This is a genomic window from Anabaena sp. UHCC 0204 (genome assembly GCF_009711975.1).
In the GTDB taxonomy this organism is placed as follows: Bacteria; Cyanobacteriota; Cyanobacteriia; order Cyanobacteriales; family Nostocaceae; genus Dolichospermum.
The window spans coordinates 41,264-63,950 of sequence record NZ_VIKW01000026.1; the positions used below are offsets into that span (position 1 = coordinate 41,264).

Consider the following 22,687-nt stretch of genomic DNA (forward strand, 5'->3'; position numbering starts at 1 on the left):
GGATTGATCAGGATTCAAAATCTAACATCTAGAAAGAATTTCTTCCTTTCCCTTCAGATTTATGACCGAAAAACAAACTTGGAGTCAGCGGTTTGAATCCGCGCTGCATCCGGCGATCGCTCGTTTTAATGCTAGTATCAGTTTTGACATTGAACTCATCGAATATGACATTACTGGTTCTCAAGCCCATGCCAAAATGCTGGCTCACACGGGGATAATTTCCCATGCAGAAGGGGAAGCTCTATTCTCAGGTTTAGAACAAGTTCGTCAAGAATATCGTCAAGGACAATTTCAGCCCGGTATTGATGCCGAAGATGTCCATTTTGCCGTAGAAAAACGCCTGACGGAAATTGTCGGGGATGTAGGTAAAAAGCTCCATACAGCCCGTTCTCGCAATGACCAAGTAGGGACTGATACGAGATTGTATCTCCGCGATCAAATTCACCAAATTCGGCAACTATTACGAGATTTTCAAACAGTTTTAGTTGATATCGCTGAAAAAAATGTCGAAACCTTAATTCCTGGTTATACCCACCTCCAACGCGCCCAACCACTGAGTTTAGCCCACCATTTACTGGCGTACTTTCAGATGGCACAACGGGATTGGGAACGCTTGGCAGATGTTTATAGCCGAGTGAATATCTCTCCCTTGGGTTGTGGTGCTTTAGCGGGGACAACTTTTCCTATTGACCGCCACTATACAGCCAAATTATTGGATTTTGATCATGTTTATGCTAACAGTTTGGATGGAGTGAGCGATCGCGACTTTGCTATAGAATTCCTCTGTGCTGCTAGTATAATCATGGTTCACCTCAGCCGTCTTTCCGAAGAAGTCATTCTGTGGGCATCAGAAGAATTTCGCTTTGTCACCCTCAAAGATAGCTGTGCCACTGGTTCTAGCATTATGCCCCAAAAGAAAAACCCTGACGTACCAGAATTAGTTCGAGGCAAAACAGGGCGAGTCTTTGGTCATCTCCAGGCTATGTTAGTGATTATGAAGGGTTTACCCCTGGCTTATAACAAAGACCTCCAAGAAGATAAAGAAGGCATATTTGACAGCGTAAATACAGTCAAAGCCTGTTTAGAAGCAATGACAATTTTGCTACAAGAAGGTTTAGAATTTCGTCACCAGCGATTAGCAACAGCGGTTACAGAAGACTTTGCTAACGCTACAGATGTCGCAGATTATCTCGCCGCGCGGGGTGTACCCTTCCGAGAAGCTTATAACATTGTGGGCAAAGTCGTCAAAACCAGTATTGCTGCTGGTAAACTGCTTAAAGATTTGCAGCTAGAAGAGTGGCAACAAATCCATCCTGCATTTGCCGCTGATATTTATGAAGCAATTTCCCCTCGTCAAGTAGTTGCAGCCCGCAACAGCTATGGAGGTACAGGTTTTGTACAAGTCAGACAAGCTATTATCAACGCCCGTACTCAACTCGGTGTGAGTTAATTTCCAAATTCAGGGGGAAGGTGACAGGTGACAGAGAAGAGACAGGGGAGCAGGGGGAAGGTGACAGGTTACAGGTGACAGGTGACAGAGAAGAGACAGGGAAGCAGGGGGAAGGGAGCAGGGGGAAAATAAATACTATGTATTCCCAATGACAACTGACAACTGACAACTGACAACTGACAACTGACAACTCAAAACAAATAAGGGTGTACTCATGTACACCCTAAAAATTCAAAATATGAAAGGATAAAATTTAACCAGATATAGCTATGGGCAAGGCGGTTAGGACATCAACTAATCCTAGAACTTAGACAATAAAAGGCTTATAGCACTGTCACCTGTCACCTGTTCCCTGTCACCTGCTATACATTAATCAGCAGCGTCCATTGCTGCTGCCCCTGTTGATTCTTCCTCTTCACTCTTGGGCGGTCTTTGTTGGAATCGTCTGCCCATTCTACCTGTAGTAGTCCGTTTACGAAACTTTCTGGCGTAAGCCTGGTTTCGTAGCGCCTTCTCTTTTTTCGGGTTACGGCGCTTTGCCATATTCACCTCATGAATAAACAACAAAAAATTGGCATCTAGGCATTACTTAGGCCATATCAGCTACCGATGTTATTGATATACTTTTCTAGCCTAGTGCAGCAATCAATACACTTGAAACAGCATACCATTATATCTTACGAAAAAGCTTATTGTCAAACTAAATTTGGGCTGATCATGGGTATTACTCCCTATTGTCTGTTATTTTTCTTACATATAAGCCATATATTTGATAAGTTTAGACAATTACGAAAAATGTCCTGAATCAATCTCAGTATCTGGGTATTTATAATTGATGGTCATGGATATAATGTTATTTAAATATCCATATAAACTGCTTTCGATACTAATAATGCAGTTATTTAAAGCAAATGGTAAAATTAGGTTATTCTAGGAATATTTCTAGGGTAATCAACTAAATCACACATATTTGTATAAATAAAAACTTGATTATAATTTTGGTAATTGAGACTATACAAGTATTAGTAAAATCTAGAATACAATAAAGCAATTTGAAACTTGAACATTCTTGCTTTTTTTAAGCCAATGATTCAGTCCACTCGTAGCTTATGGCACTTTGGACAAACGGTATTGGGTATTATATTTCGCCATCCCATTACTGGTACAAGTATTATCCCCATTTTACCTGATGGCCAGATTGTGTTAATTAGAAGGAAGGATGATGGTCTTTGGTCATTGCCTGGTGGTATGGTGGACTGGGGAGAAGATGTTCCTCATGCAGTTGGTCGGGAATTGATGGAGGAAACAGGGCTAGAATTAGTCCAAATTCGCCGTTTAGTCGGAGTTTATTCTTCACCAAACCGTGATCCCCGCATTCACTCCATTTGTATTACTGTTGAAGCCGAAGTCCAAGGAGAAATGGTTATTAAAGATCCTTTAGAAGTCATAGAAATTCAAGCTTTCCCCCCGGTTTCTTTACCGAAACCAGATATGTCTCATGATCATTGTCGTCAGTTACAAGACTATTTGAATGGATTAACTACACTTGCATAAAAGATGAAGATTTAAGATTTTGGGTTTTTAAATTAAATCCAAAATCTATAATTGGGAATTGCCAAACTTGGATAAGTAAATTAGTAAATTTAAGATGAATATATTATTTCGCAACTCCCGCAGAAAACTTTCTCAAGGGGTATTGTTTTGGCGTGAGGTTGGTTCAGGAATACCCACAGTTTTTCTACATGGTGCATGGAATGATGGTAGTGAATGGGTATCAATAATGGAAATAATGGCGCAAAATAACCATTGTTTTGCACCAGATTTATTAGGTTTTGGTGAATCAGCACATCCTAATGTTCACTATTCCATAGATTTGCAAGTAGAATGTTTATCCCATTTTCTAGAAGCTTTAAAATTAGAAAAAGTTTATTTAGTGGGTAATTCTTTAGGCGCTTGGATTGCTGCTAGTTATGCTTTAAAATATCCAGAGCAAATCTATGGTTTGATATTGTTAGCGCCTGAAGGTGTAACAGCAGAAGGACAAGAAGAATATTGGCAAAAAAGACGGCGCTTATTTAATGTTTCTCCCTTAATAATTAAGTTTTTACGTTTTATTCGTCCCTTAATTAAATTGATTGGTTGGGAAGAAAAAATTGCTGCTGATTTAGATTTAAGAAAAACATTGTTGCAATACTCTACCGCTTGTCAGTTACTCTTTAATCGTAAGCAACCAGAAATAGAAGCGGAATTACTGGAAAAAAACTTACCTGAAATTAAAGTTCCCTGTTTAATTTTACAAGGTGGTGAAGATGATGCGATCGCTATATCAAGAAGTAATACTTATGCTCGACTAATTCCTAATATTCAGTTAAAGATGATTGCTCATGGAGAAAGTAATTTACCTGAATCTTGTGCTGGAGTTGTCGCTGAAGCTATTGGGGATTTCATTAATCAATAGGGAATTTGCTAGAGTTATATCCCTGAGTTCTCTAATCAATCAGGGATATTGTTATTTGCGAATATAGCGATTTCTATCTCTGTCAGGTACAGGAAGGAAAGAATTAACCGCAGATAGAAGATGATGGACGCGGATAAACGCAGATAAATTTGCTATCTTTTAAAACAGAGTATCAAATGGTTCATAATCATATTCTTCTAGAATCTCATTAAAGAGTTCTGTTGCTCTATCGTTATCAAGTTCTAAATCTTGTGCTAACTGAGACCAATATTCATATTCTTCATCACTAAAACATTCATCAGCAAGAGCAAATTCTACAGACATTTGGAAAGTTTCTTCGGCTGCATCTTCGGCTAGAATAATTTGCACTGCCGCATTATAAAGCAGTTCAAATCCTCCAATTTCTATGAGATTATTGATTTTCTCTTCTAGTAGTTCAGTATCAATTTCATAAGTTTCATAAAGTCCTGCTAATAATTCGGACTCTTCATCAGATAAGCCATCTACAGCCGCACCATATAAACAAATAACTGCAATGGATTCAACAAGAGTTAAATAGCAATTATCTGTTTCTTCTTCATCTTCTTCTTCATAAAATTCTTCATCAAAATCTTCATCTTCTTCAACCCAAATATCCGCAGTTAAATCAAATTCAGTCGTCCCTTTAATTTTCCAGCATTCAAAACATAATTCGGGGTTAGTCATATACTCATAGGGAATATAGCAATACCCGTCTTCTCCCCACTCTTCTCCCCATGAGTTACGAACAATAAAAACTTCCGCGCTATCTTTATAACCTACGCAAAGCATAGCGTGTTTACCATGTTCTTCTCTGCCTGAATCACTGTTTAAATCTGGCATTGGTACTCTTCCTTTGGCAGTCACTTGATCAAAAGACTTAAACAAAGTGAGTCCAAAAACAAAAGGATAACCTTCTGCTAAACAATGTTTCATGGCATAAAGATCAATAGGAACTTCTTCTGGTGTTTCCCATTGAAAATCAGGAACATTTAGAAGTTCGGTAGCCTCGTTATAGGCATGAAAAATAGGTTTAATATTAACATTTTTAACTTTACCGCTATCTGTCACTTCATAAGACCAGGTTGATTCATGACAAATGCCTTTTTCTTGCAAGCTCATTAATGCTAAAGTAATGCTACTTCCTTGGTCTTGAATTTTTGTTTGACCAAAGTATTCTAGTCCTAGTAATCGGGCATTGTAATAGACAAAAAGACGACTAAAATCAATCTCTTGTCCAACACGATTCATGATATACTCGTATCCTCCCACAACTGCATTTGCTGTACAACTGTTAGCACCTGCTTGATTTTCTACAGGAGTCATAAAGGGACGGAGATCAACCTGTGGTGGTAATTCTGCTTCTGTAAATCGCTCAGTCTCATAGACGTGAGAACCGGGGATTTCTTGCTGGGAAGCACTACAACCGCTCAATGCTTTCCATAAACCTGTATTTCGATCTACGACATAAGATAATACAGCTTTTTTAGACATAAAATTTTATGGGGGTTATCCACAGGTGATAAAGTATAAAAATTATAAAATATGTCTTCAGACAGATGTAACAATTTTAGAATTACTCAATTATTCTTAATACCCCTTCTAAAGTAGGGAAGGGGTTAAGGTTTTTACTTACATTTGAGAGATTGGCGAGTATCTACACCTGTTTTAGAATTAATCCCACTGGCATTAATACAGAGCTTTTTTACCTGTACCATGTCTAATATCGCATCAGTAAAATCAGCATTAGTAATATCAACGTTATCAAAAACCGAACGCAACATCATTGCGTCGGTAAATATTGCGTCACTTAAATCAGCGTCTTTGAATTTTGTTAAATAGGCAATGCCTTGACTAAAATCTACACCGTGTAAATTAGCAGTATCCAACAAAGTACCGTTAAATACAGCACCACGCAAATCAGCATTGCTAAAGTTGGTATTCTCTAATTTCACACTCGTAAACTCAGTTCCAATTAAACTTTGACCAGAAAAGTCATTACCTGCGACTCCCTGGTTCATAATGGAACTGGTGACATTAGAAGAACTTGCCGCTTGGGCTGAGAAAGGAAACACAAACAGCACTAAGGCTAAAATCACACTCGCCAATATTGGTTGATACTTCATAATCTTCACTTAATAAATCTCAACAATTCCACTATTAATAATTTAACCGCAGGAAGGAGTTATAAATAATTCTCTGCTAAATTAGAAGCTATCCCGTAGGATGAATAGAAGTTGAAGTGCGATCGCTTCCCTCGTCGTCAGCATCGCCCATAAATATAAATAACCATCTGTGGCTAATCAAAAAAATATTACCCCGTCGGCAGTCCCGCATGAGGAAAACCCCCAAAACCTCACCGCATCCCAATCTCTAGCGCGAACCCCCCTATATCAAATAGGTATAGAACTCAAAGCCAAATTTACCAGCTTTGGTGGTTGGGAAATGCCCATACAATATGGCAGTATTACCCAAGAACACCATGCTGTTAGAAACACTGCGGGGATGTTTGATATTTCCCACATGGGCAAATTTACCCTCCAAGGTAAAAATCTAATTTCTCAACTTGAGTATTTAGTTCCTTCGGATTTGAGTCGTTTACAACCTGGACAGGCACAATATACAGTATTACTAAATCCTCAAGGCGGAATTATTGACGACATCATTATTTACTACCAAGGCACAGACAGCACTGATAGCCAAAAGGTAGTAATTATCGTCAATGCTGCAACTATTGATAAAGACAAAATATGGATATTGGCACATCTTGATCCTGATGTAGTTCACTTCCAAGACCTTTCACGGGATAAGATATTAATTGCTGTTCAAGGTCCAACAGCTACTAATCATCTCCAATCCTTAGTCACAGCAGACTTAACTCCCATTAAGGCTTTTGGACATTTAGAAACCACCATTTTTGGTAAACACGCATTTCTGGCACGTACAGGTTATACCGGAGAAGATGGCTTTGAGGTGATGGTAGATTCTACTGTGGGGATAGATTTGTGGCAAAGTTTATATAATGTTGGTGTTGTTCCATGTGGGCTTGGTTGTAGAGATACTCTACGTTTAGAAGCTGCAATGGCACTTTATGGACAAGATATAGACGATACTACTACTCCTCTAGAAGCTGGTTTAGGTTGGCTGTTACATTTAGATACCAAAGGTGATTTTATGGGGCGGGAAGTTTTAATACAGCAAAAAGCCCAAGGAGTGCAGCGTAAACTGGTAGGTTTACAAACACAAGGACGGAATATTCCCCGCCACGGCTACTCCGTATTATCATCAAATCAAGTTGTGGGAGAAGTAACAAGTGGTACTCTCTCACCTACACTTGGTTATCCCATAGCCTTAGCTTACGTTCCCATTCAGTTAGCAACCCTTAAACAGCAGCTAGAAGTGGAAATTCGCGGCAAATCTTACCCCGCCACAGTGGTGAAACGCCCATTTTATCGTGCAAAGAATCGTGTTACTAACTGATAACCTTTGCGATTTTTGAGGAATAATGTGTTTTAGGTTACTCTTGTAACACTATTTTTTAACGTGGAAGAGGAAGTGATATGTCTTTTGAATATCCCCAGGATTTGAGATACTTAGATTCTCATGAATATGTTCGTCTAGATGGCGACATTGGTACTATTGGTATTTCCGAATTTGCTATTGATCAATTAGGTGATATTGTCTTTTTAGAACTACCAGAGATGGGTGATGCTATTGAGTTAGGAGAAAGATTTGGTACAATTGAATCAGTAAAAGCCGTAGAAGAACTGAATTCACCAGTTACTGGTACTGTTATAGAACGGAATGAAATGTTAATTAACGATCCTGAACAAGTAGCTGATGATCCTTATGGTGAAGGTTGGTTTATTAAAGTCCGTGTTAATGATCCTGGTGAAATTGAGGAAGCTATGACAGCAGATGAATATCGGGCTTTGGTAGAAGGGGAGTAAATAATTTAACATTCATATTCTCAATAACTTAGAGGTGTTCCATTGGAACATCTCTATGGAAAAGAGTATATTCTGATCCTAGTAGCGATCGCCCTCAGCAGACAATTAGTATTGTGTTTTGATTATGACCAGATTTTCCTGGACTCTTGGCAATATCGGCATTATGCGATTCATTCGAGGTTGGGGTAAGAGAAACGAACCGCTCCAGGCGCAGAGGACACGGAGAGAAGAGAGGAAGACTCAGATAGATTCATCAAAACTCCTTCTTGTGGTAGCCAATCTACATCTAAAGCCCCTTTATCAAAGTGATCATCATGAATTTCAATAGTGATACCTGCTGTGCGAAGTGTTTCGGGAATAGATTTTTTACCTAAGCATCTATCTATGAAAAATGTAATTGATTGGGGTTGGGTCATGCAGCATTAGGTAATTCACAACGAATAGCTTCTACAATTGTTACTGAATCGCAGTCATAATCATCGCATAAATCCTCAATAGAATCACCGGCTTTCAATCGTTCTGCCAAAATACTGGTAGCAATTCCGGTATCAGCAATTACAAGACGACCAAAAGCAATCCGAGGATCAATAACAACAATACGAGGGTTATTTTCTTCGTGAGAGCGAGTGAAAGGATAGAGTTTAATTGCTAATCCAGTATCATCTGGTTCAATACGTTGAAGATGAGCATTTAAAGCCTCTTTTAAATCTGTTTGTCCAGCTTTAGAAGCATTAATTAAAGAACCGTATCTTTCAATAAATAAATCAACACCATCAGTTCGGAATTTTTCACGCGCTAGGGGGTGCGGTAGTTGAAAATGCTCATCAATGTAGTCAAGAGCTTTTCTGACATTATCTAGTTGAATTTTATGATGTTGACGAATTGCTCTTAAAACATGAACTTCAACTAAATTAGTAAATGAAAGTAACGTTGGTTTAAAGTCCTTTGTAGCAATAACTGGTTTAAAGAAAGTCGCACCATTAATAGTGGGATAATTTCTACCCACTGTCCAAGAGCGAATTGTTCCTGCTGGAATACGGAGATACTTAGCTGCATCTCTAATAGAGTAGGAAGGAATATCTCTTGGATCAGTTTTTCCATAAAGTTGCATCATTTTATGTACCTACCAGAGACGTTTATTTTTAATTATTAGCTATATTCAGGGGTTTAGCATCGCTAAACCCAAGCTGTTCAACTTCCTGACTGTCTCAACAAATAGTCTAAAACTCTGTCAATCCGTTCTAGTGCTGCATTAGTTGTCAATTGAAACTCCTGAAACTGCAATTTCTGCTCTTCATAGTTCCGATCAAGTTTTAACATTAATACTTCTAATCTTTCAGTTCTTACCTTTGTTTACTCTATCTCACTACCTGCTTTGTTAAATAGGCGCTGAGTATGAAAGATAAACTCATCTACTCTACTTGATAATTGGTCAACTCGCATTCCTAGTTGGTCAAGTTGTGTCTGGGTGCGGTCTTGTTTCATACCCAAATCATCAACCCGCATTCCTAACTCATCCAGCATAATTTGAGTGCGGTCTTGTTTTGCACCTAACTCATCCAGCATGATTTGAGTGCGGTCTTGTTTTATACCTAACTCATCAATCCGCCGATTGGCTGACTCAGCATAGGTAGCGGCTGAGATTAGTAGTTGACGGATGGTAGCAAATTCACTTTCTACGCGGTCAAGTCTTTGCTCTGTAGTCATGTTAGTTCTTTTTGTTTTTGGTGTTGGCGCTTCGCGATCGCATCACTGACAAGTATTTTTACCATTTGGCTCATCGAGCGTTTTTCGTTTTTCGCTTCTGTTGATATTTCTGCATAAAGCTTTAAATCATCTTCATCAGTGAAATATATGTTTAGTCTTTTTCCTTCAGGCATAATGGCAATGCTTAGTATTTCTATACTTTCATTTTCTCTTGATTTTCCTATTTTTGTCATATAGTGTTGGATGGTGCTATTGTAACACTACAATTAGTCATTAGGCAATATTGCTATCAATACCTGTATTTTAGCGTTAGGCATTGTTTTATACTATTGCAATAGTATTCAATGGTGCATTATGGACGCTGAAGAACTTTTAGAAAAATACGCCGCTGGGGAACGCCAGTTTCATTCTGTAAATCTGAGAGGGGTGAATCTTATAGGTGCAAATTTGAGTGGAATAGACTTCACAAGTGCAGATTTAACAGGGGTAGATTTGAATGATGCAAATTTGAGTAAAGCAAATCTTAGAAATACAAATCTCACTAGGGCATCTCTGATAAATGCTAATTTAAGTGAGTTGGTAAATAGTTCGGGGATGAATTTAACCTGGGCAGACCTGAGTGGTGCTAATTTGAGTAAAGCAGATATAAGTAGTGCTAATTTTAGTAATGCTAACCTCGACAATTTAAACTTGAGGGAAGCAACTGTAAATAGTGCTAATTTTAGTAATGCTAACTTGGATAATGCCAATTTGAGCAAAGCAAAGTTAGATAGTGCTAATTTTAGTAACGCGCACTTGGATAGTGCTAACTTGAGAGATGCCATTCTACAAAATACAAATTTCACTGAAGCCTCTTTGATAGATGCAAACCTTGCCAGAACTAACCTCAGTTCTGCTAATTTTAGTGAAGCTAATTTGACAGATTGCGATTTGAGTCAAGCAATAAATCTCACTAATATCGCGCTCAAAAATACGAATTGTCTACGAGCAAAGATTCGGGGTGTTAATTTATCACAGAAAAATTTATCAGGTATGAATTTTTCTGAAGCTGATTTGGGTGCGGCAAACCTCAATGGTGTAAATTTCCAAAAAACTTGTCTGAAAGGTATAAATTTAGGGAAAGCCGAACTACAAAGAGTAAATTTGATTAGAGCAAATCTGGACAATGCAAATCTCAAAAAAGCAGATTTAACCGGCGCGAATATTTACGGTGCAACCTTTGAAAATGCTGACCTCACAGGTGCGATAATGCCAGATGGAGAAGTTTATCAAACATCTACAGATTTAGAATTCGGTAAACCAGAAACACCATTAGCAAAAGAGCCAAAAGAGATAAATATTATGACTCGTAAAGTAATCCGCACCGATAAAGCACCTGCACCAGTTGGACCATATAATCAAGCAATTCTCGCTTCTGGGCAAATGTTGTTTGTAGCTGGACAAATTGCCATAGATCCTCGTTTAGGTGATGTTGTCTATACCGAAGATGTTGTCAAGCAAACTGAACAAGTAATGAGAAATCTTGAAGCTATCCTGACAGAAGCAGGGGCTACATTTAAAGATGTGGTAAAAACTGGTGTATTTTTAGCTGATATGAATGATTTCGCCGCTGTAAATGCGGTTTATGCAAAATATTTTTCCGAAGATACCGCCCCAGCGCGTGCTTGTGTGGAGGTTTCTCGTTTACCTAAAAATGTGTTGGTAGAGATTGAGTGTATCGCAGTGATTGGTGGTTAAATAGACACCTGGTAAAATTCAATATTCGTCATTCATAACCCTTGTAGAGACGTTCCATGGAACGTCTCTACATTCTTTGTTAGAAATGTCTATTGATAATTTCCTAATTTTCTGGTTCAATACCTAATGCTTTTAATTGGGCTGCTAATTTGTCAGCACGCTGTTTTCTTTTTCTATCTCTTGTTGTTTTTGTTCTACTAACTCTGAACTCCACAACAACAAATTTCCCTGTTTATCCCACCACCTTAACCATTTACCAGTTAGGTTTTCTCTTGTCCCTTCCCACACTCCCAAGTAAAGGTTCATTTCCTCTATCCAGTAAAGTTGGTTTTCGTGAGGATTTTGCAAAGTGTACAAACCTGTATTAGAGTTTAGCTGGTAAAATTCTAAACTACCGCTATCTGGTTCAAAAATGGCGTAATTGGATACTTTTAAGATTTTTTCATAAAAAAACCATTTTCCAGGCGGATAAGTTGGTTTAATAGAATATTCTGTTCCGTCTGTATCAGAAATAAATTCCATAACGATAACCGGAATATCTCCCTGTAGTTGGGGTGTATAACTACGAAAGACTTCTTTTTTAGTTGCCCAAATTTCCGGTATATAAGCCCAATCAGGTTCTTTCACAACAATTTTGCCATTTACGGTGGCACAGATACCGTAGTTAGTCGGTGTGAGGCAATTGGGGGAAAGTTTACCTGCTAGTTGGAGGCTTTCAGTCAATGCTGCGGCTTGGGCTGGTTGGTAGATATTGTCCACTGGATCATCTGGGAGGATGTAATCATCAGGTAGTTTTTCCCAAGTGATTTGGTAGTCTTGGGTAGCAATGATCATGATGGGTTTTCCTGTATTCAGGTTGTAAATTCTAGTTTAACTAGTTATTGAAATTAATTCTTTCAATGTACTCGAACTTTGAGAATAAATAAGTCTGATTACTGATGATAAATTCTTAGATATTCTCTAAAAACAGCAGAGAGAGTATATGATTTTTGATCACTTTCTAATTTTGTTAATAGAAATCTTCTTGTTAGTGATTGTAACCCGTTAATTATATCCATTGATGACAATGATAAAGACTGTTTTATCTCATCTCTAGATATAGGTTGATTATGTTGACTTATTTTTAATAATATCTCTTTTTCAAGATCAGATAATCTCATCCATATTGAATCAAACAGAGATTTGAAGTCTTCTGTTAATATCAAATTATTTTCTTTGATAAATTCTGAAACTTCTCCCTGAAATACTTCTTTAATTAAGATGCTGATATACTGTAAATATTTAGGATGACTTTCATATAAGTTAATCAAGTCTAACCAATTTTCTTCATTTTTTAATCCTTGATTTTTTAATATTTCTGTAGCTGCATTATTTAATCCTGATAGTTCTAAGGAATGAATTGGGTAAAGTTCACTATCTAATGATATCATTTCTTGGCATTTTTCTTGACTGATCAGAATTAAACAACTTTGATGTTCAATTTCTGTGATCATTTGTAAGAAGGTTTTATAATCTTGATGTTCAGGTTTATATTGTCCTGCAAATTGACAATTAACAAAGATATTTTCTAGATCATCTAAAATAATTAAGCATTTTTTATTTTTAAGAATATTAAATAATTGCTTTAATTTATTATCTATAGTTTCTTTAGCTTCTTGTTTGCAAACATTCAATAAATCATCAATAAGTAAATCCAGAGATTTAGGAAATTTTAAACTTCTCCAAATAATTACTTCAAATTGTTGAAGATTTAGATCAACAAATCTTTTTACAAGGGTAGTTTTACCAATTCCAGATAATCCTAAAACAGAGATTAAATGAGTGTTTTGATTTAATATCCCATTAGATAAATAATCTAAATCTTTTTTTCTTCCGTAAAAACGATTAATTTTAGGTGCTAAAGTTAAATCATGGTAAGAGGATTTAGATTCTTCTGTATTATTATTCTGTTCTTGATGATTTAATTTTTGATGATTAGAGTAACAATTAATATTATTATTATTTCCAAAGCTAACAATTTTAGAACAATTTTTAACTCTTTCTAAAGTCCAACAAAAATTAGATTTATTAATATCTTCTCCTAAACCTTCAGACAAAATTTTAAATAAATTCCTACTTTCATCACCAATATAACCTTCATCATAATCATAAATATTGGCAATTTGCTTATAAGTTTTGCCATTAAATAGTTCCTCAATTATCTTTTGTTGGAGATCATCCAAATGTTTATCAGTTTTGGTAAATACTAAATTATCTACAAATTGTAAAATTTCTGTAACAGTCATAAAAGTTAGATGAGTTAATAGTTTTAGCCATTATAACTCAATCTGGAAACAGATTATCAGGTATTATCAGGTATTTTCTTCATACTTTTTAATAAAATATCAGGGAATATCCCATATTTTCTGACATGACAAAAAAGTAATTTGGTATAAAAATGATTAATAAGGGTTTATTTAAGCAAAGTAATTTGACAAAAATAATGGTTAATCAACTTTATTATGGTGATAATTTAGAAGTTTTAAGACGTTATATAAAAGATGAGTCTGTTGACTTATGTTATATTGATCCTCCTTTTAATTCCAAACGAAATTATAATCAAATTTATAATAATATTGGTTCAGAAGATAAAGCGCAAGCACAAGCATTTATTGATACTTGGGAATGGGATGATCACGCTATTCATGGAATAGATGAAATTATTACTAATTATCATGGTTTATTCACTCAGCAATGTATTGCTTTAATTTCAGGTTTAAGTAATGTTTTAGGAAAGGGAAGTTTACTTGCTTATTTAGTGAGTATGACTTTAAGAATAACAGAAATTCATCGAGTTTTAAAACCTACAGGAAGTTTTTATCTACATTGTGATCCTACTTCTAGTCACTATTTAAAGTTAATATTAGATGCTGTCTTTTGTTCTCAGGGTGGAGATTTTTTAAATGAACTTATTTGGTGTTATCGTGGTGGAGGTTCTCCTAAAAAGGATTTTGGTAGACGACATGATGTAATTTTTAGATATTCAAAAACAAAAGATTACATTTTCAACGCAGATAAAATTAGGATACCCTATCAAGCGGAAGGAATTGGACGAACTGATGATGCAATGTGGGGAAAACATAAAGGTACTAATAAAGTCTATAAACCTCATCCTCTTGGAAAAATACCTGAAGACTGGTGGTTAATTAATATATTAAATGCTAATGATCCAGAACGTTTAGGTTATCCAACACAGAAACCAGAATCATTATTAGAAAGAATAATTAAAGCAAGTTCTAATGAAAATGATGTAATATTAGATGCTTATTGTGGATGTGGTACAACTGTTGCAGTTTGCCAAAAATTAGACCGACAATGGATAGGGATTGATATTACTTATCAAAGCATAAGTTTAATTTTAAAAAGATTAGAAGACAGCTTTGGTAAAGGAGTTTTAGATATTATCAAACTTCATGGTATTCCTAAAGATATAGAAAGTGCAAAAGCATTAGCGAATAAAGCAGATGATCGCACTCGTAAAGAATTTGAAAAATGGGCAATATTAACTTATACTAATAATCGATCCAGAATTAACACTAAAAAAGGTGCAGATAAAGGTGTAGATGGAATTGGTTCATTTTATGGTGATAAAGGTGAACCAGAAAAGGTAATTTTTCAAGTGAAGTCAGGTAAAGTCAAATCGGGAGACATCCGAGATTTACTAGGAACAATGACGCTAGAAAATGCCAGTATAGCTATATTTATAACCTTAGAAAATCCTACTAAAGATATGATTAAAACAGCAAAATCTGCTGGATTTTATCAAAACAAACATTATAGTAATTATAGTTGTGATAAAATACAGATTGTGACCATTGAAGATATTATTGAAAACAAACAAAAATTAAATATTCCCTTAATTAATGAAGTTCTTAAAAGTGCAGAAAAACACAAAGAAGTGAAAGTTAATCAAATAGAATTAGATATTTGATAACTTTTAGTAGGTTGGGTTTCCTTGCGTCAACCCAACATTTATGATATTTCTCTTATTGGCATTTTTCATTCATCTCTATAAAACTCGTCTAAAATAGAATTAATCTCATAATCAGTAATATCTTCTTGTTCAGATTTACTGTAAATTGTTAACAATAAAATGCTGGTTTCCGATTCAAGTAAATAAATTACCCGATAACCAGCACTTTTACCTTTTTGAAGATTACTATTTTTGACTCTAGCTTTATAAATATAAATATCTTCATCAAAACCAGTTAACCTATCTCCTAATAAATTTCCTTTTTGCAATTCTGTAATGAAAGACTGAGTATCAGAACGAATATTTCGGTATTTTTTAGCTAAATTTTTTAAATTTTTCTGATATTCAGGAGTTAAATCAATCTTCATTAAGAAAGAATTATTCTGCATCAATTCCTTCCCACATTTGTTCTAAAGGTATTCTTTTTCCGGCTTTTGCTTCTTGCAATGATATTTTTAAACTCTCTTTTATTTCCTCAATTGGAGTATCATCAAAATCATCCGCTTCTGGTAAAAGAATAATTACCTTGACAGTATTAAAATTATCAATCTCTAAAGGATAATCTAAGGTTAATTGTCCTTCTTGTATTTTTCCAGTAACTTCTAAGGCTTTCATAGTTTCTAGCTGCTTTTTGTTTAACTAATTTTGATACAGAAGATATTTATATTAAATTTTACTATATCATTCTATAATCAGATGAAAATTATATTCAAGTTCATCATTATGACAAATTTTAAATTGTCTGAAGAATGATAGACAAAATCTTCTAATTCTTTGTTTCTTCCTTTAGCAATTGCCATAATTGAATTAGTTTCTAAATAAATAATAATCATAATAGTTCTAACTCCTCTGTAGTGCAATCAAACAAAAGAGTAAATAAGCCAATTTCCTTCATTTCCTCAATGTAAGGAGGATTTTCACTTTTCCAATGATAAGCTAAATCTCTTAACCAAGATTGAATTAAAGTTATTAAGGTAGATTGATAGATTATTCCTTCGATACTTTTTGGATTATAATACCCTAGAACCTTTTTCGTGTCCAATCTTGCTACTTCTTCAAAAGTCGGACTCTTAAAGATTCTCATGACATGAGAATTAACGAGCATTAAAAAAGGAATATGCTGGTATTGTTCCATTTTTAAGATTTTCAGATCCGGGGAAGAATACATAGCGGAAAATCTCACATCTATGATCAAAATAGATTTATCATCTTTATCTTTAGCAACTATTGAAGGATAAAAATCAATTATGGTTGGAGGTTGTATTTTTAACATGATATTTTACCTCTTAATTAACCAGCACTTATATTTTTTATTATAACTAAAATTCTTAACTTATAATTACATTAATTGATGATAGCCTAATTATTTATAATTCACTATTACACAAATAAAAATTTATAACTTAAACCCCTCTCCACTACTGGAAAGGGGTTAATTCTCACTGCTGAAAATTCAATTTCAGCAATACTTAATAAGCGTCTTGTAACTCATAGAAATCAGGCGAGATGTAATCCTTACGCAAAGGCCAACCTACCCAATCTTCGGGCATCAAAATCCGCTTCAAGTTAGGATGACCTTCATAGATGATGCCATACATATCATAGCTTTCCCGTTCTTGCCAGTCTGCTGTTTTCCAAATCCAGTAAACTGAAGGGACAGAAGGATTTTCTCTGGGTAAAAACACTTTGACTCTGATTTCTTCAGGACGGTCAGCATTATCACTGACTTTTAGTAAATGATAGACACTTACCAAATCTTCTCCTGGACCTAAGTCAATACCTCCCTGAAATTGGAGATAATTAAACCCATAAGCATACAAAGCTGTAGAAATAGGAAGTAGGAAATCTGCTGCTACCTTAATTATTTCTACTCCGTTAGCATCAAGTTCTAAAAACTCATGGTCAAAGCCATTTTCCGCTAACCATTGGGAAACTTTACCGGCTTGGACTAAAGATGTTTCCTCGACGGGAACTGGTTTAGATTCTTCTTCAGCCACGCGCTTGTTCCTCCTTCTGTGTCTTTGCTGTCAACAATGCTGGGGGTACAGCCATACCGATCGCTTCTGTCAATTCTTTAGGAGGATTGAAACGGGTATCTGACTGCATATACTTACCAGTTAAGATTTCGGGAACTGGCTTCATATTATGAGTTGTACTGTAGTAGCGGTGGATTTGCTTGATGTTATCCCGCTCTTGCATAGAGTCGTTGGCGATTTTTTTCCGCAGTTTAATGATTGCGTCAATAATCGCTTCCGGACGAGGAGGACAACCAGGTAAATAAACATCTACAGGAATCAGCTTATCAACTCCGCGGACTGCGGTTGGGGAGTCAACGCTAAACATCCCACCAGTGATTGTACAAGCACCCATGGCAATGACATACTTGGGTTCGGGCATTTGTTCATAAAGACGCACCAATTGAGGGGCCATCTTCATGGTAATTGTCCCCGCAGTGATGATTAAATCAGCCTGGCGGGGGCTACAACGAGGAATTAACCCAAAACGGTCAAAGTCAAAGCGAGAGCCAATTAAAGCCGCAAATTCGATAAAGCAGCAAGCTGTACCAAATAATAGAGGCCACAAACTAGAAAGCCGCGCCCAGTTGTAGAGGTCATCAACGGTGGTTAAAATTACGTTTTCTGACAATCCGTGGGTGACTGTCGGACGCTGCATGGGGTTGATGATTTGTTCTGTTTCCTGGGTAGTGATATTAGAATTTAAGACCATTCCAAAGCTCCTTTACGCCATGCGTAAACTAAGGCGATGATGAGAATCGAAATAAAGATGAGGGCTTCAATAAATGCCAATAAACCCAGACGGTTAAAAGCAACTGCCCAAGGATACAAAAATACTGTCTCTACGTCAAAAACCACGAAGACTAGAGCAAACATATAGTAGCGAATGTTGAATTGAATCCAAGCTCCGCCAATGGGTTCTAGTCCGCATTCGTAGGTAGTGCGTCTCTCTAGACTGTTACCACTGGGTCTGAGGATTTTTGAGGCTGACAGTGCTAGGGCTGGAACTAGGCTACACAAAATGAAAAAGCCTAGAAGGTACTCGTAACCGCTAAGAACAAACACAATGGTTTTCTACCGCTAATGGTGTAAGGGAATCAGTTATGAGTGAACAGTGAATAATTATCAGCTTAATTACTTGCTAATTTTTCACTAAGCTATAGACAATATTCACTGTTTGCTGTTCACTGAATATATGGATAATGTTCTTTTTATATTATATCTTTAAGGCTGTTCTGAAATCGTGGAAATAGACACACTGAGCGGTAGTGTGTGGGTTTTATCCTTGATTATTTTGATTTTGGATTGCTTTTACACCTTTAATCTCGATAGTTCGCGTCAAATTCTCATCTTTGCCTATTGGGAAATATTAGGTTTCTTCAGACCTATTTTTTCAGCAATACTTCTGAGTGTATCTTTAGGATACCAAATCATAAAGATACCGCCCCTGTTAAATACTACCAAATTCCAGATATAGCCAAAACCTGGGAACTGCCTCAGTATTGACAATTCAGATAAGACATAACGACGATTTTTTCTGGGGTAGTTGGGAGGATTGTCTTCTGTGCGAAGTTGTTCTGGTAGTGATAGCCAATGACCGGCTATTTTCCCAGGTTCAAAAAATTTAGCCTGTACAGATAATCCCATTAATCGGTCAGCAGTCCAAAAAGGAACATATTTCAATGGACCGAATATAGTGAAGGTAGGAACAATACCTTTGAGTGTTTCTTGTACTAATTCATTTTTCCAGACTTTTTTGTCAAAGTTTTCTTGATGTGGTCCTCTATGATCTTTACGTCCTCTAAAAAGTGCCAGAAAGTCGGGTTTATTATCTAAAGGAATAATGGGAATTTCTCGCATTGTATATTCCTTTTCTTCCTGAGAGTAATTTTTCTCGCTGTTTGGTTTTCTGATTTCGATATCTTTAATATTATTCAAACAACCCCAGGGCTTATCAACTGGTAGTTTTCCAAAGGGAAATTCTACTTGTTTTAATCTAAAAAAATAGCTGTCAGGAAAGTTACTAAAATAATCTTCGGCTATGGCCACAATATGAGGATGAATATACTCATCACAGTTTATGGAGAGAACATATTCACCGGATGCGTTCAATAAGGCTGTTACTCTTTGAATCAATTCTCCTTGTAAAGGACTTCTGATTTGACAAAGACGAGGCTCAGTAATGGGTATGAAAGGGACATTAGGCGGATAAACTAAAATAAATTCGGTGTTACCTTGGATTTTTAACAGTTCTTGTAGCCAGGAATGTTCAACACCACCCCTCATGGGGATAATGATCGAAAGCTTGGGTTTTGTCATAAATTTGCCATTTCATTTAATACTGATTATGCAGATTTTTTTTGTATAATTCTTTGCTTGACACCGATATCTAACCATAATAGCTATTTCATGTCAAGATATGCAGAATTTTTGGAAATGATCCTCAGTTCCCAGACGTGAAGCGTAAGTTAACTAACTTAAAATTCCTAAAAAGCTTGTATAATATGCCTTTTAAATTTTGAAGTTTAAATTTTGAATTCTACCAGGCGTAACTTTGTGATTAGTGATAGAAAAGTCTAACAATTATGTCATAATTTGTAACGTATATTTAATAATTCCCCACTGGGAGATCACGAGATTATGAGTGAACAAGCCGAACAAGCTGTTGAGACTCCAGTGTTAGACCGCTATGAGTGTCGCTCTTGTGGTTATGTTTATGAACCTGAAAAGGGAGATGACAAGAGTGATATTCCCGCAGGAACGCTTTTCGCAGACCTACCCACAAATTGGCGCTGTCCAGTTTGTATAGCGAAGAAAACTGTTTTTGCGAATATTGGACCAGCGGGTACAGCATCGGGTTTCAAGGAAAACTTAGGTTACGGTTTAGGTGTTAATACGCTGACACCAACTCAAAAGAACATTTTGATTTTTGGGGCTTTAGCTCTGGGATTCTTGTTTTTTATTAGTCTTTATGGACTACAGTAAAAACCGCTATCTTTATTTACCGCAATTCGCCAAAAATCTACCAAATTTAGGAAAACCTCAGTAATATTGATGCAATCAATTGTGAAAAAGTGGCAAGGATTTTTTGCCGCATTGATAGTAGCCATAGCCTGTATAGGATGTAGTAATGTTGCTTCTATTAGCTACAATCCCTGGCAGGTAATTAATGTGCCAACAGACGCGAAGTTACTCGATATTGGCTTTGCTGATAACTCCCAACATGGTTATTTAGTGGGTAGTAATGCCACTCTTTTAGAAACTAATGATGGTGGTGAGACTTGGCAACCATTAAAATTAGAATTGGATGATCCCAGATACCGTTTTAACTCTGTTAGTTTTTCTGGTCAGGAAGGCTGGATTGTGGGAGAACCTTCTCTGCTACTCCATACTACTGATGAAGGACGGTCTTGGTCACGAATCGCTTTAAGCGAAAAGTTACCTGGTAGCCCAATTGCGATTACAGCAATAGCTGAGAATACAGCAGAAATGGCTACGGATGTGGGAGCTATTTACCAGACTACAGATGGTGGTCAAAACTGGAAAGCTAGTTTGGAAGCGGCGGTTGGTGTTGTTCGGAACATTGAGCGATCGCCTGATGGTAAGTATATCGCTGTTTCGGCTAAGGGTAGTTTTTACTCGACTTGGCAACCTGGACAAAATGCTTGGGAACCTCATAACCGCAATAGTTCCCGTCGCTTAGAAAATATGGGTTTTGCTAAGGATGGACAAATGTGGTTATTAGCACGAGGTGGCCAAGTTCAGTTTAGCGATCCTACTAACGCCGAAGAGTGGTTAGAGGTAGAATATCCAGAGTTAGCCACAAGTTGGGGTTTACTAGATTTAGCTTATCGAACACCCGATGAAATCTGGGTCGGTGGTGGTAGCGGTAATTTACTCCGCAGTATTGATGGTGGTAAAACCTGGGAAAAAGATCGTGATGTAGAAAAGGTTGCGGCTAATTTCTACAAAATTGTGTTTTTTAATCCCAATCAAGGTTTTATAATCGGCGATCGCGGTGTTTTGCTAAAATATAACCCCAAAGTACAAGAAACAGCAGCACTATCGAAAGCGGCGTAATTACACCCAATCATGGATGTATTATGAGAAGAAAGTTGCAAGTTGTTACTCTTGTCTTATCTTTGTAGGATAATAAACTCAATAATACTCTTTAACAAGGTAGTGAAATAAAAATGGCAGGTACCACTGGAGAACGTCCGTTTTCAGACATTGTCACCAGTATTCGTTACTGGGTAATTCACAGCATCACCATCCCCGCTTTGTTTGTGGCTGGTTGGTTATTTGTCAGCACTGGTCTGGCTTATGATGTATTTGGCACACCCCGTCCTAATGAGTATTTTACTCAAGTTCGTCAAGAAGTGCCAATTGTGAGCAATCGTTTTGACGCAAAAAACCAAGTAAAAACATTTATTGGAAAGTAATTTGACATCATGACTAGCGGTAATAACATCAATCAACCAGTTACCTATCCCATTTTTACAGTCAGATGGATCGCGGTTCATACCTTAGCTGTCCCTACTGTATTCTTTTTGGGCGCGATCGCCTCAATGCAGTTTATTCAACGCTAGGAGTTAATCATGGAAAGAACGCCTAATCCTAATCAACAACCGGTTGAATTAAACCGTACCTCTCTTTACCTGGGACTTCTATTAGTCTTCGTTCTAGGAATTCTATTTTCCAGTTACTTCTTTAACTAACTGGGCTTTTTAACGTCAGTTGCTGGTTAGCTAATAATTGACAATTGATAATTGACAATTGACAACTGATGACTAACGACTAACAAATCTGTTGATTTATTTTTAAGGGAGGAGAAACTGTGTCAGGAAGTGGAAGAATTCCCCTGTGGGTCGTCGCTACGATTGCAGGTTTAGGTGTAATCACTGTTGTAGGTATTTTCTTTTATGGAGCTTACGCAGGAGTTGGTTCTTCAATGTAATGCGACTGGAAGAGGAAAGTAATTAGAATTACAAAAGACTTGATTTTTGCTTAATCATTGATTGATTCTGAACTCCGTCTTCAAAAATCTACATAAAAACCGCCTATCTCAAAAAGATGGGCGGTTTTGTTGTTCATAACATAGGTAACTGGTGAGAAAACTAAGTAACCAATTACCCAGAGCTTAATTAAGCAATATCTTCGCGTTCAATGTATGAAAATAAAAACGCGAAAATTACTGCTGGTAAAACTAAGCCAGTAAAGGGAACAAGAATAGAAGGTAAAAAGGAAGAGTAAGCCAAGATAGTAGGCAAAAATGAACTAGACATGATGATAAAGTCCTGTAAAGTCTTACTACAATTCAAATTGAGCTTACTGCAAAAT

30 protein-coding genes and 1 pseudogene are annotated in these 22,687 nt (G+C 36.6%); 13 read left to right on the forward strand and 18 right to left on the reverse strand.

Translation table 11 applies throughout. The features are described 5' to 3' along the window. The first annotated feature begins 61 nt into the window (after nucleotides 1-61). The gene (argH, locus tag FJR04_RS19160) at nucleotides 62-1,450 is read left to right on the forward strand and encodes an argininosuccinate lyase (protein WP_168497704.1); all 1,389 of its coding nucleotides are present in this window, start codon (nucleotides 62-64) and stop codon (nucleotides 1,448-1,450) included. Nucleotides 1,451-1,819: 369 nt separating this feature from the next. Here the strand turns inward: argH and FJR04_RS19165 are convergent, their stop codons facing one another. After that, nucleotides 1,820-1,993 (reverse strand): hypothetical protein, encoded by a 174-nt coding sequence (locus tag FJR04_RS19165; protein ID WP_168497706.1) that lies wholly within the window; start codon nucleotides 1,991-1,993, stop codon nucleotides 1,820-1,822. Nucleotides 1,994-2,509: 516 nt separating this feature from the next. Between FJR04_RS19165 and FJR04_RS19170 the strand changes: the two genes are divergently transcribed. Both FJR04_RS19170 and FJR04_RS19175 read left to right on the forward strand, forming a co-directional pair. Further along, nucleotides 2,510-3,004 carry an NUDIX hydrolase gene (locus FJR04_RS19170; RefSeq protein WP_168497708.1) on the forward strand — a complete coding sequence of 165 codons (495 nt, stop codon included), beginning with the start codon at nucleotides 2,510-2,512 and terminating at the stop codon, nucleotides 3,002-3,004. A 94-nt stretch (nucleotides 3,005-3,098) separates the two neighbouring features. After that, on the forward strand, nucleotides 3,099-3,908 hold the full coding sequence (locus FJR04_RS19175) for an alpha/beta fold hydrolase (protein ID WP_168497710.1): 810 nt from the start codon (nucleotides 3,099-3,101) through the stop codon (nucleotides 3,906-3,908). Nucleotides 3,909-4,067: 159 nt separating this feature from the next. Here FJR04_RS19175 and FJR04_RS19180 read toward each other — a convergent pair whose 3' ends face one another. Together FJR04_RS19180 and FJR04_RS19185 are read right to left on the reverse strand one after the other, a co-directional pair. Continuing rightward, the gene (locus tag FJR04_RS19180; protein WP_168497712.1) at nucleotides 4,068-5,420 is read right to left on the reverse strand and encodes a C1 family peptidase; all 1,353 of its coding nucleotides are present in this window, start codon (nucleotides 5,418-5,420) and stop codon (nucleotides 4,068-4,070) included. Between the two features lie 134 nt (nucleotides 5,421-5,554). Next, entirely contained in the window at nucleotides 5,555-6,052 is a 498-nt protein-coding gene (locus FJR04_RS19185) for a pentapeptide repeat-containing protein (protein ID WP_168497714.1), read from the reverse strand. 187 nt (nucleotides 6,053-6,239) lie between these two features. Between FJR04_RS19185 and gcvT the strand changes: the two genes are divergently transcribed. Then, nucleotides 6,240-7,406: a glycine cleavage system aminomethyltransferase GcvT gene (gcvT, locus tag FJR04_RS19190; RefSeq protein ID WP_371718415.1), complete on the forward strand. Its 1,167-nt coding sequence runs from the start codon at nucleotides 6,240-6,242 to the stop codon at nucleotides 7,404-7,406. An 80-nt stretch (nucleotides 7,407-7,486) separates the two neighbouring features. Continuing rightward, the gene (gene gcvH / locus FJR04_RS19195; RefSeq protein ID WP_168497718.1) at nucleotides 7,487-7,876 is read left to right on the forward strand and encodes a glycine cleavage system protein GcvH; all 390 of its coding nucleotides are present in this window, start codon (nucleotides 7,487-7,489) and stop codon (nucleotides 7,874-7,876) included. A 170-nt stretch (nucleotides 7,877-8,046) separates the two neighbouring features. On the opposite strand, the gene FJR04_RS19200 is transcribed toward gcvH, so the two are convergent. From FJR04_RS19200 to FJR04_RS19215, 5 genes are all read right to left on the reverse strand, one after another. Beyond that, nucleotides 8,047-8,292 (reverse strand): hypothetical protein, encoded by a 246-nt coding sequence (locus FJR04_RS19200; protein ID WP_168497720.1) that lies wholly within the window; start codon nucleotides 8,290-8,292, stop codon nucleotides 8,047-8,049. Further along, entirely contained in the window at nucleotides 8,289-8,990 is a 702-nt protein-coding gene (locus tag FJR04_RS19205; protein WP_168497722.1) for a DUF433 domain-containing protein, read from the reverse strand. The genes FJR04_RS19200 and FJR04_RS19205 overlap by 4 nt, the downstream gene beginning before the upstream one ends. 77 nt (nucleotides 8,991-9,067) lie before the next feature. Then, nucleotides 9,068-9,196: a hypothetical protein gene (locus tag FJR04_RS26520; protein WP_256366802.1), complete on the reverse strand. Its 129-nt coding sequence runs from the start codon at nucleotides 9,194-9,196 to the stop codon at nucleotides 9,068-9,070. Nucleotides 9,197-9,229: 33 nt separating this feature from the next. Then, on the reverse strand, nucleotides 9,230-9,583 hold the full coding sequence (locus FJR04_RS19210; protein ID WP_254445322.1) for a hypothetical protein: 354 nt from the start codon (nucleotides 9,581-9,583) through the stop codon (nucleotides 9,230-9,232). Beyond that, the gene (locus FJR04_RS19215; protein ID WP_168497724.1) at nucleotides 9,580-9,816 is read right to left on the reverse strand and encodes a hypothetical protein; all 237 of its coding nucleotides are present in this window, start codon (nucleotides 9,814-9,816) and stop codon (nucleotides 9,580-9,582) included. Before FJR04_RS19215 ends, FJR04_RS19210 begins: the two co-directional genes overlap by 4 nt. Nucleotides 9,817-9,937: 121 nt before the next feature. Here FJR04_RS19215 and FJR04_RS26555 point away from each other — a divergent pair, with 121 nt between their 5' ends. Next, nucleotides 9,938-11,320 (forward strand): Rid family detoxifying hydrolase, encoded by a 1,383-nt coding sequence (locus tag FJR04_RS26555; RefSeq protein ID WP_168497726.1) that lies wholly within the window; start codon nucleotides 9,938-9,940, stop codon nucleotides 11,318-11,320. A 103-nt stretch (nucleotides 11,321-11,423) separates the two neighbouring features. Here FJR04_RS26555 and FJR04_RS19225 read toward each other — a convergent pair. Together FJR04_RS19225 and FJR04_RS19230 are read right to left on the reverse strand one after the other, a co-directional pair. Further along, nucleotides 11,424-12,154, reverse strand: a pseudogene (locus FJR04_RS19225) (Uma2 family endonuclease). Nucleotides 12,155-12,252: 98 nt separating this feature from the next. After that, a complete protein-coding gene (locus FJR04_RS19230; protein WP_168497728.1) occupies nucleotides 12,253-13,605 on the reverse strand; it encodes an NB-ARC domain-containing protein in 1,353 nt (450 codons plus the stop codon). A 197-nt stretch (nucleotides 13,606-13,802) separates the two neighbouring features. Between FJR04_RS19230 and FJR04_RS19235 the strand changes: the two genes are divergently transcribed. Beyond that, entirely contained in the window at nucleotides 13,803-15,290 is a 1,488-nt protein-coding gene (locus FJR04_RS19235) for a DNA methyltransferase (protein WP_168497730.1), read from the forward strand. A 68-nt stretch (nucleotides 15,291-15,358) separates the two neighbouring features. Here the strand turns inward: FJR04_RS19235 and FJR04_RS19240 are convergent, their stop codons facing one another. The 7 genes from FJR04_RS19240 to FJR04_RS19270 form a co-directional block, all read right to left on the reverse strand. Beyond that, nucleotides 15,359-15,721: a type II toxin-antitoxin system RelE/ParE family toxin gene (locus FJR04_RS19240; RefSeq protein WP_168497732.1), complete on the reverse strand. Its 363-nt coding sequence runs from the start codon at nucleotides 15,719-15,721 to the stop codon at nucleotides 15,359-15,361. Continuing rightward, on the reverse strand, nucleotides 15,711-15,947 hold the full coding sequence (locus FJR04_RS19245) for a hypothetical protein (RefSeq protein WP_168497734.1): 237 nt from the start codon (nucleotides 15,945-15,947) through the stop codon (nucleotides 15,711-15,713). Before FJR04_RS19245 ends, FJR04_RS19240 begins: the two co-directional genes overlap by 11 nt. Nucleotides 15,948-16,161: 214 nt before the next feature. Next, nucleotides 16,162-16,605 carry a hypothetical protein gene (locus FJR04_RS19250; protein WP_168497736.1) on the reverse strand — a complete coding sequence of 148 codons (444 nt, stop codon included), beginning with the start codon at nucleotides 16,603-16,605 and terminating at the stop codon, nucleotides 16,162-16,164. A 196-nt stretch (nucleotides 16,606-16,801) separates the two neighbouring features. After that, nucleotides 16,802-17,329, reverse strand: coding sequence for an NAD(P)H-quinone oxidoreductase subunit J (locus FJR04_RS19255; protein ID WP_168497738.1), 528 nt, complete (start codon nucleotides 17,327-17,329; stop codon nucleotides 16,802-16,804). Continuing rightward, nucleotides 17,322-18,059, reverse strand: coding sequence for an NADH dehydrogenase subunit K (locus FJR04_RS19260; RefSeq protein ID WP_168497740.1), 738 nt, complete (start codon nucleotides 18,057-18,059; stop codon nucleotides 17,322-17,324). Before FJR04_RS19260 ends, FJR04_RS19255 begins: the two co-directional genes overlap by 8 nt. Beyond that, a complete protein-coding gene (locus tag FJR04_RS19265) occupies nucleotides 18,050-18,412 on the reverse strand; it encodes an NAD(P)H-quinone oxidoreductase subunit 3 (RefSeq protein ID WP_168497742.1) in 363 nt (120 codons plus the stop codon). The genes FJR04_RS19260 and FJR04_RS19265 overlap by 10 nt, the downstream gene beginning before the upstream one ends. Nucleotides 18,413-18,703: 291 nt before the next feature. Beyond that, on the reverse strand, nucleotides 18,704-19,666 hold the full coding sequence (locus FJR04_RS19270; protein WP_168497744.1) for a transposase: 963 nt from the start codon (nucleotides 19,664-19,666) through the stop codon (nucleotides 18,704-18,706). A gap of 321 nt (nucleotides 19,667-19,987) precedes the next feature. Between FJR04_RS19270 and FJR04_RS19275 the strand changes: the two genes are divergently transcribed. The 6 genes from FJR04_RS19275 (at nucleotide 19,988) to FJR04_RS19300 (ending at nucleotide 22,304) form a co-directional block, all read left to right on the forward strand. Beyond that, nucleotides 19,988-20,332 carry a rubredoxin gene (locus FJR04_RS19275; RefSeq protein WP_168497746.1) on the forward strand — a complete coding sequence of 115 codons (345 nt, stop codon included), beginning with the start codon at nucleotides 19,988-19,990 and terminating at the stop codon, nucleotides 20,330-20,332. Nucleotides 20,333-20,401: 69 nt separating this feature from the next. Further along, nucleotides 20,402-21,427: a photosynthesis system II assembly factor Ycf48 gene (locus FJR04_RS19280; protein WP_168497748.1), complete on the forward strand. Its 1,026-nt coding sequence runs from the start codon at nucleotides 20,402-20,404 to the stop codon at nucleotides 21,425-21,427. A gap of 113 nt (nucleotides 21,428-21,540) precedes the next feature. Then, on the forward strand, nucleotides 21,541-21,789 hold the full coding sequence (psbE, locus tag FJR04_RS19285) for a cytochrome b559 subunit alpha (protein ID WP_104386002.1): 249 nt from the start codon (nucleotides 21,541-21,543) through the stop codon (nucleotides 21,787-21,789). A gap of 9 nt (nucleotides 21,790-21,798) precedes the next feature. Then, nucleotides 21,799-21,936, forward strand: coding sequence for a cytochrome b559 subunit beta (gene psbF / locus FJR04_RS19290; RefSeq protein ID WP_010997987.1), 138 nt, complete (start codon nucleotides 21,799-21,801; stop codon nucleotides 21,934-21,936). A 9-nt stretch (nucleotides 21,937-21,945) separates the two neighbouring features. Further along, nucleotides 21,946-22,065, forward strand: coding sequence for a photosystem II reaction center protein L (locus FJR04_RS19295; protein ID WP_015081482.1), 120 nt, complete (start codon nucleotides 21,946-21,948; stop codon nucleotides 22,063-22,065). A 119-nt stretch (nucleotides 22,066-22,184) separates the two neighbouring features. Beyond that, nucleotides 22,185-22,304: a photosystem II reaction center protein J gene (locus tag FJR04_RS19300; protein ID WP_168497750.1), complete on the forward strand. Its 120-nt coding sequence runs from the start codon at nucleotides 22,185-22,187 to the stop codon at nucleotides 22,302-22,304. Nucleotides 22,305-22,491: 187 nt separating this feature from the next. On the opposite strand, the gene psaI is transcribed toward FJR04_RS19300, so the two are convergent. Then, the gene (psaI, locus tag FJR04_RS19305; RefSeq protein WP_168497752.1) at nucleotides 22,492-22,632 is read right to left on the reverse strand and encodes a photosystem I reaction center subunit VIII; all 141 of its coding nucleotides are present in this window, start codon (nucleotides 22,630-22,632) and stop codon (nucleotides 22,492-22,494) included. Nucleotides 22,633-22,687 lie beyond the last annotated feature (55 nt).

Bases quoted from the DNA above. Each gene is read 5' to 3' on its own strand.
- FJR04_RS19210 (WP_254445322.1), bottom strand. From the start codon at position 9,583: ATGACTACAGAGCAAAGACTTGACCGCGTAGAAAGTGAATTTGCTACC.
- FJR04_RS19180 (WP_168497712.1), bottom strand. From the start codon at position 5,420: ATGTCTAAAAAAGCTGTATTATCTTATGTCGTAGATCGAAATACAGGT.
- psbE (WP_104386002.1), top strand. From the start codon at position 21,541: ATGGCAGGTACCACTGGAGAACGTCCGTTTTCAGACATTGTCACCAGT.
- psaI (WP_168497752.1), bottom strand. From the start codon at position 22,632: ATGTCTAGTTCATTTTTGCCTACTATCTTGGCTTACTCTTCCTTTTTA.
- FJR04_RS19205 (WP_168497722.1), bottom strand. From the start codon at position 8,990: ATGATGCAACTTTATGGAAAAACTGATCCAAGAGATATTCCTTCCTAC.
- FJR04_RS19245 (WP_168497734.1), bottom strand. From the start codon at position 15,947: ATGAAAGCCTTAGAAGTTACTGGAAAAATACAAGAAGGACAATTAACC.
- FJR04_RS26520 (WP_256366802.1), bottom strand. From the start codon at position 9,196: ATGTTAAAACTTGATCGGAACTATGAAGAGCAGAAATTGCAGTTTCAG.
- argH (WP_168497704.1), top strand. From the start codon at position 62: ATGACCGAAAAACAAACTTGGAGTCAGCGGTTTGAATCCGCGCTGCAT.
- psbF (WP_010997987.1), top strand. From the start codon at position 21,799: ATGACTAGCGGTAATAACATCAATCAACCAGTTACCTATCCCATTTTT.
- FJR04_RS19240 (WP_168497732.1), bottom strand. From the start codon at position 15,721: ATGCAGAATAATTCTTTCTTAATGAAGATTGATTTAACTCCTGAATAT.
- FJR04_RS19175 (WP_168497710.1), top strand. From the start codon at position 3,099: ATGAATATATTATTTCGCAACTCCCGCAGAAAACTTTCTCAAGGGGTA.
- FJR04_RS19260 (WP_168497740.1), bottom strand. From the start codon at position 18,059: ATGGTCTTAAATTCTAATATCACTACCCAGGAAACAGAACAAATCATC.
- FJR04_RS19250 (WP_168497736.1), bottom strand. From the start codon at position 16,605: ATGTTAAAAATACAACCTCCAACCATAATTGATTTTTATCCTTCAATA.
- FJR04_RS19185 (WP_168497714.1), bottom strand. From the start codon at position 6,052: ATGAAGTATCAACCAATATTGGCGAGTGTGATTTTAGCCTTAGTGCTG.
- FJR04_RS19235 (WP_168497730.1), top strand. From the start codon at position 13,803: ATGGTTAATCAACTTTATTATGGTGATAATTTAGAAGTTTTAAGACGT.
- FJR04_RS19165 (WP_168497706.1), bottom strand. From the start codon at position 1,993: ATGGCAAAGCGCCGTAACCCGAAAAAAGAGAAGGCGCTACGAAACCAG.
- FJR04_RS19215 (WP_168497724.1), bottom strand. From the start codon at position 9,816: ATGACAAAAATAGGAAAATCAAGAGAAAATGAAAGTATAGAAATACTA.
- FJR04_RS19295 (WP_015081482.1), top strand. From the start codon at position 21,946: ATGGAAAGAACGCCTAATCCTAATCAACAACCGGTTGAATTAAACCGT.
- FJR04_RS19230 (WP_168497728.1), bottom strand. From the start codon at position 13,605: ATGACTGTTACAGAAATTTTACAATTTGTAGATAATTTAGTATTTACC.
- FJR04_RS19275 (WP_168497746.1), top strand. From the start codon at position 19,988: ATGAGTGAACAAGCCGAACAAGCTGTTGAGACTCCAGTGTTAGACCGC.
- FJR04_RS19200 (WP_168497720.1), bottom strand. From the start codon at position 8,292: ATGACCCAACCCCAATCAATTACATTTTTCATAGATAGATGCTTAGGT.
- FJR04_RS26555 (WP_168497726.1), top strand. From the start codon at position 9,938: ATGGACGCTGAAGAACTTTTAGAAAAATACGCCGCTGGGGAACGCCAG.
- FJR04_RS19270 (WP_168497744.1), bottom strand. From the start codon at position 19,666: ATGACAAAACCCAAGCTTTCGATCATTATCCCCATGAGGGGTGGTGTT.
- gcvH (WP_168497718.1), top strand. From the start codon at position 7,487: ATGTCTTTTGAATATCCCCAGGATTTGAGATACTTAGATTCTCATGAA.
- FJR04_RS19280 (WP_168497748.1), top strand. From the start codon at position 20,402: ATGCAATCAATTGTGAAAAAGTGGCAAGGATTTTTTGCCGCATTGATA.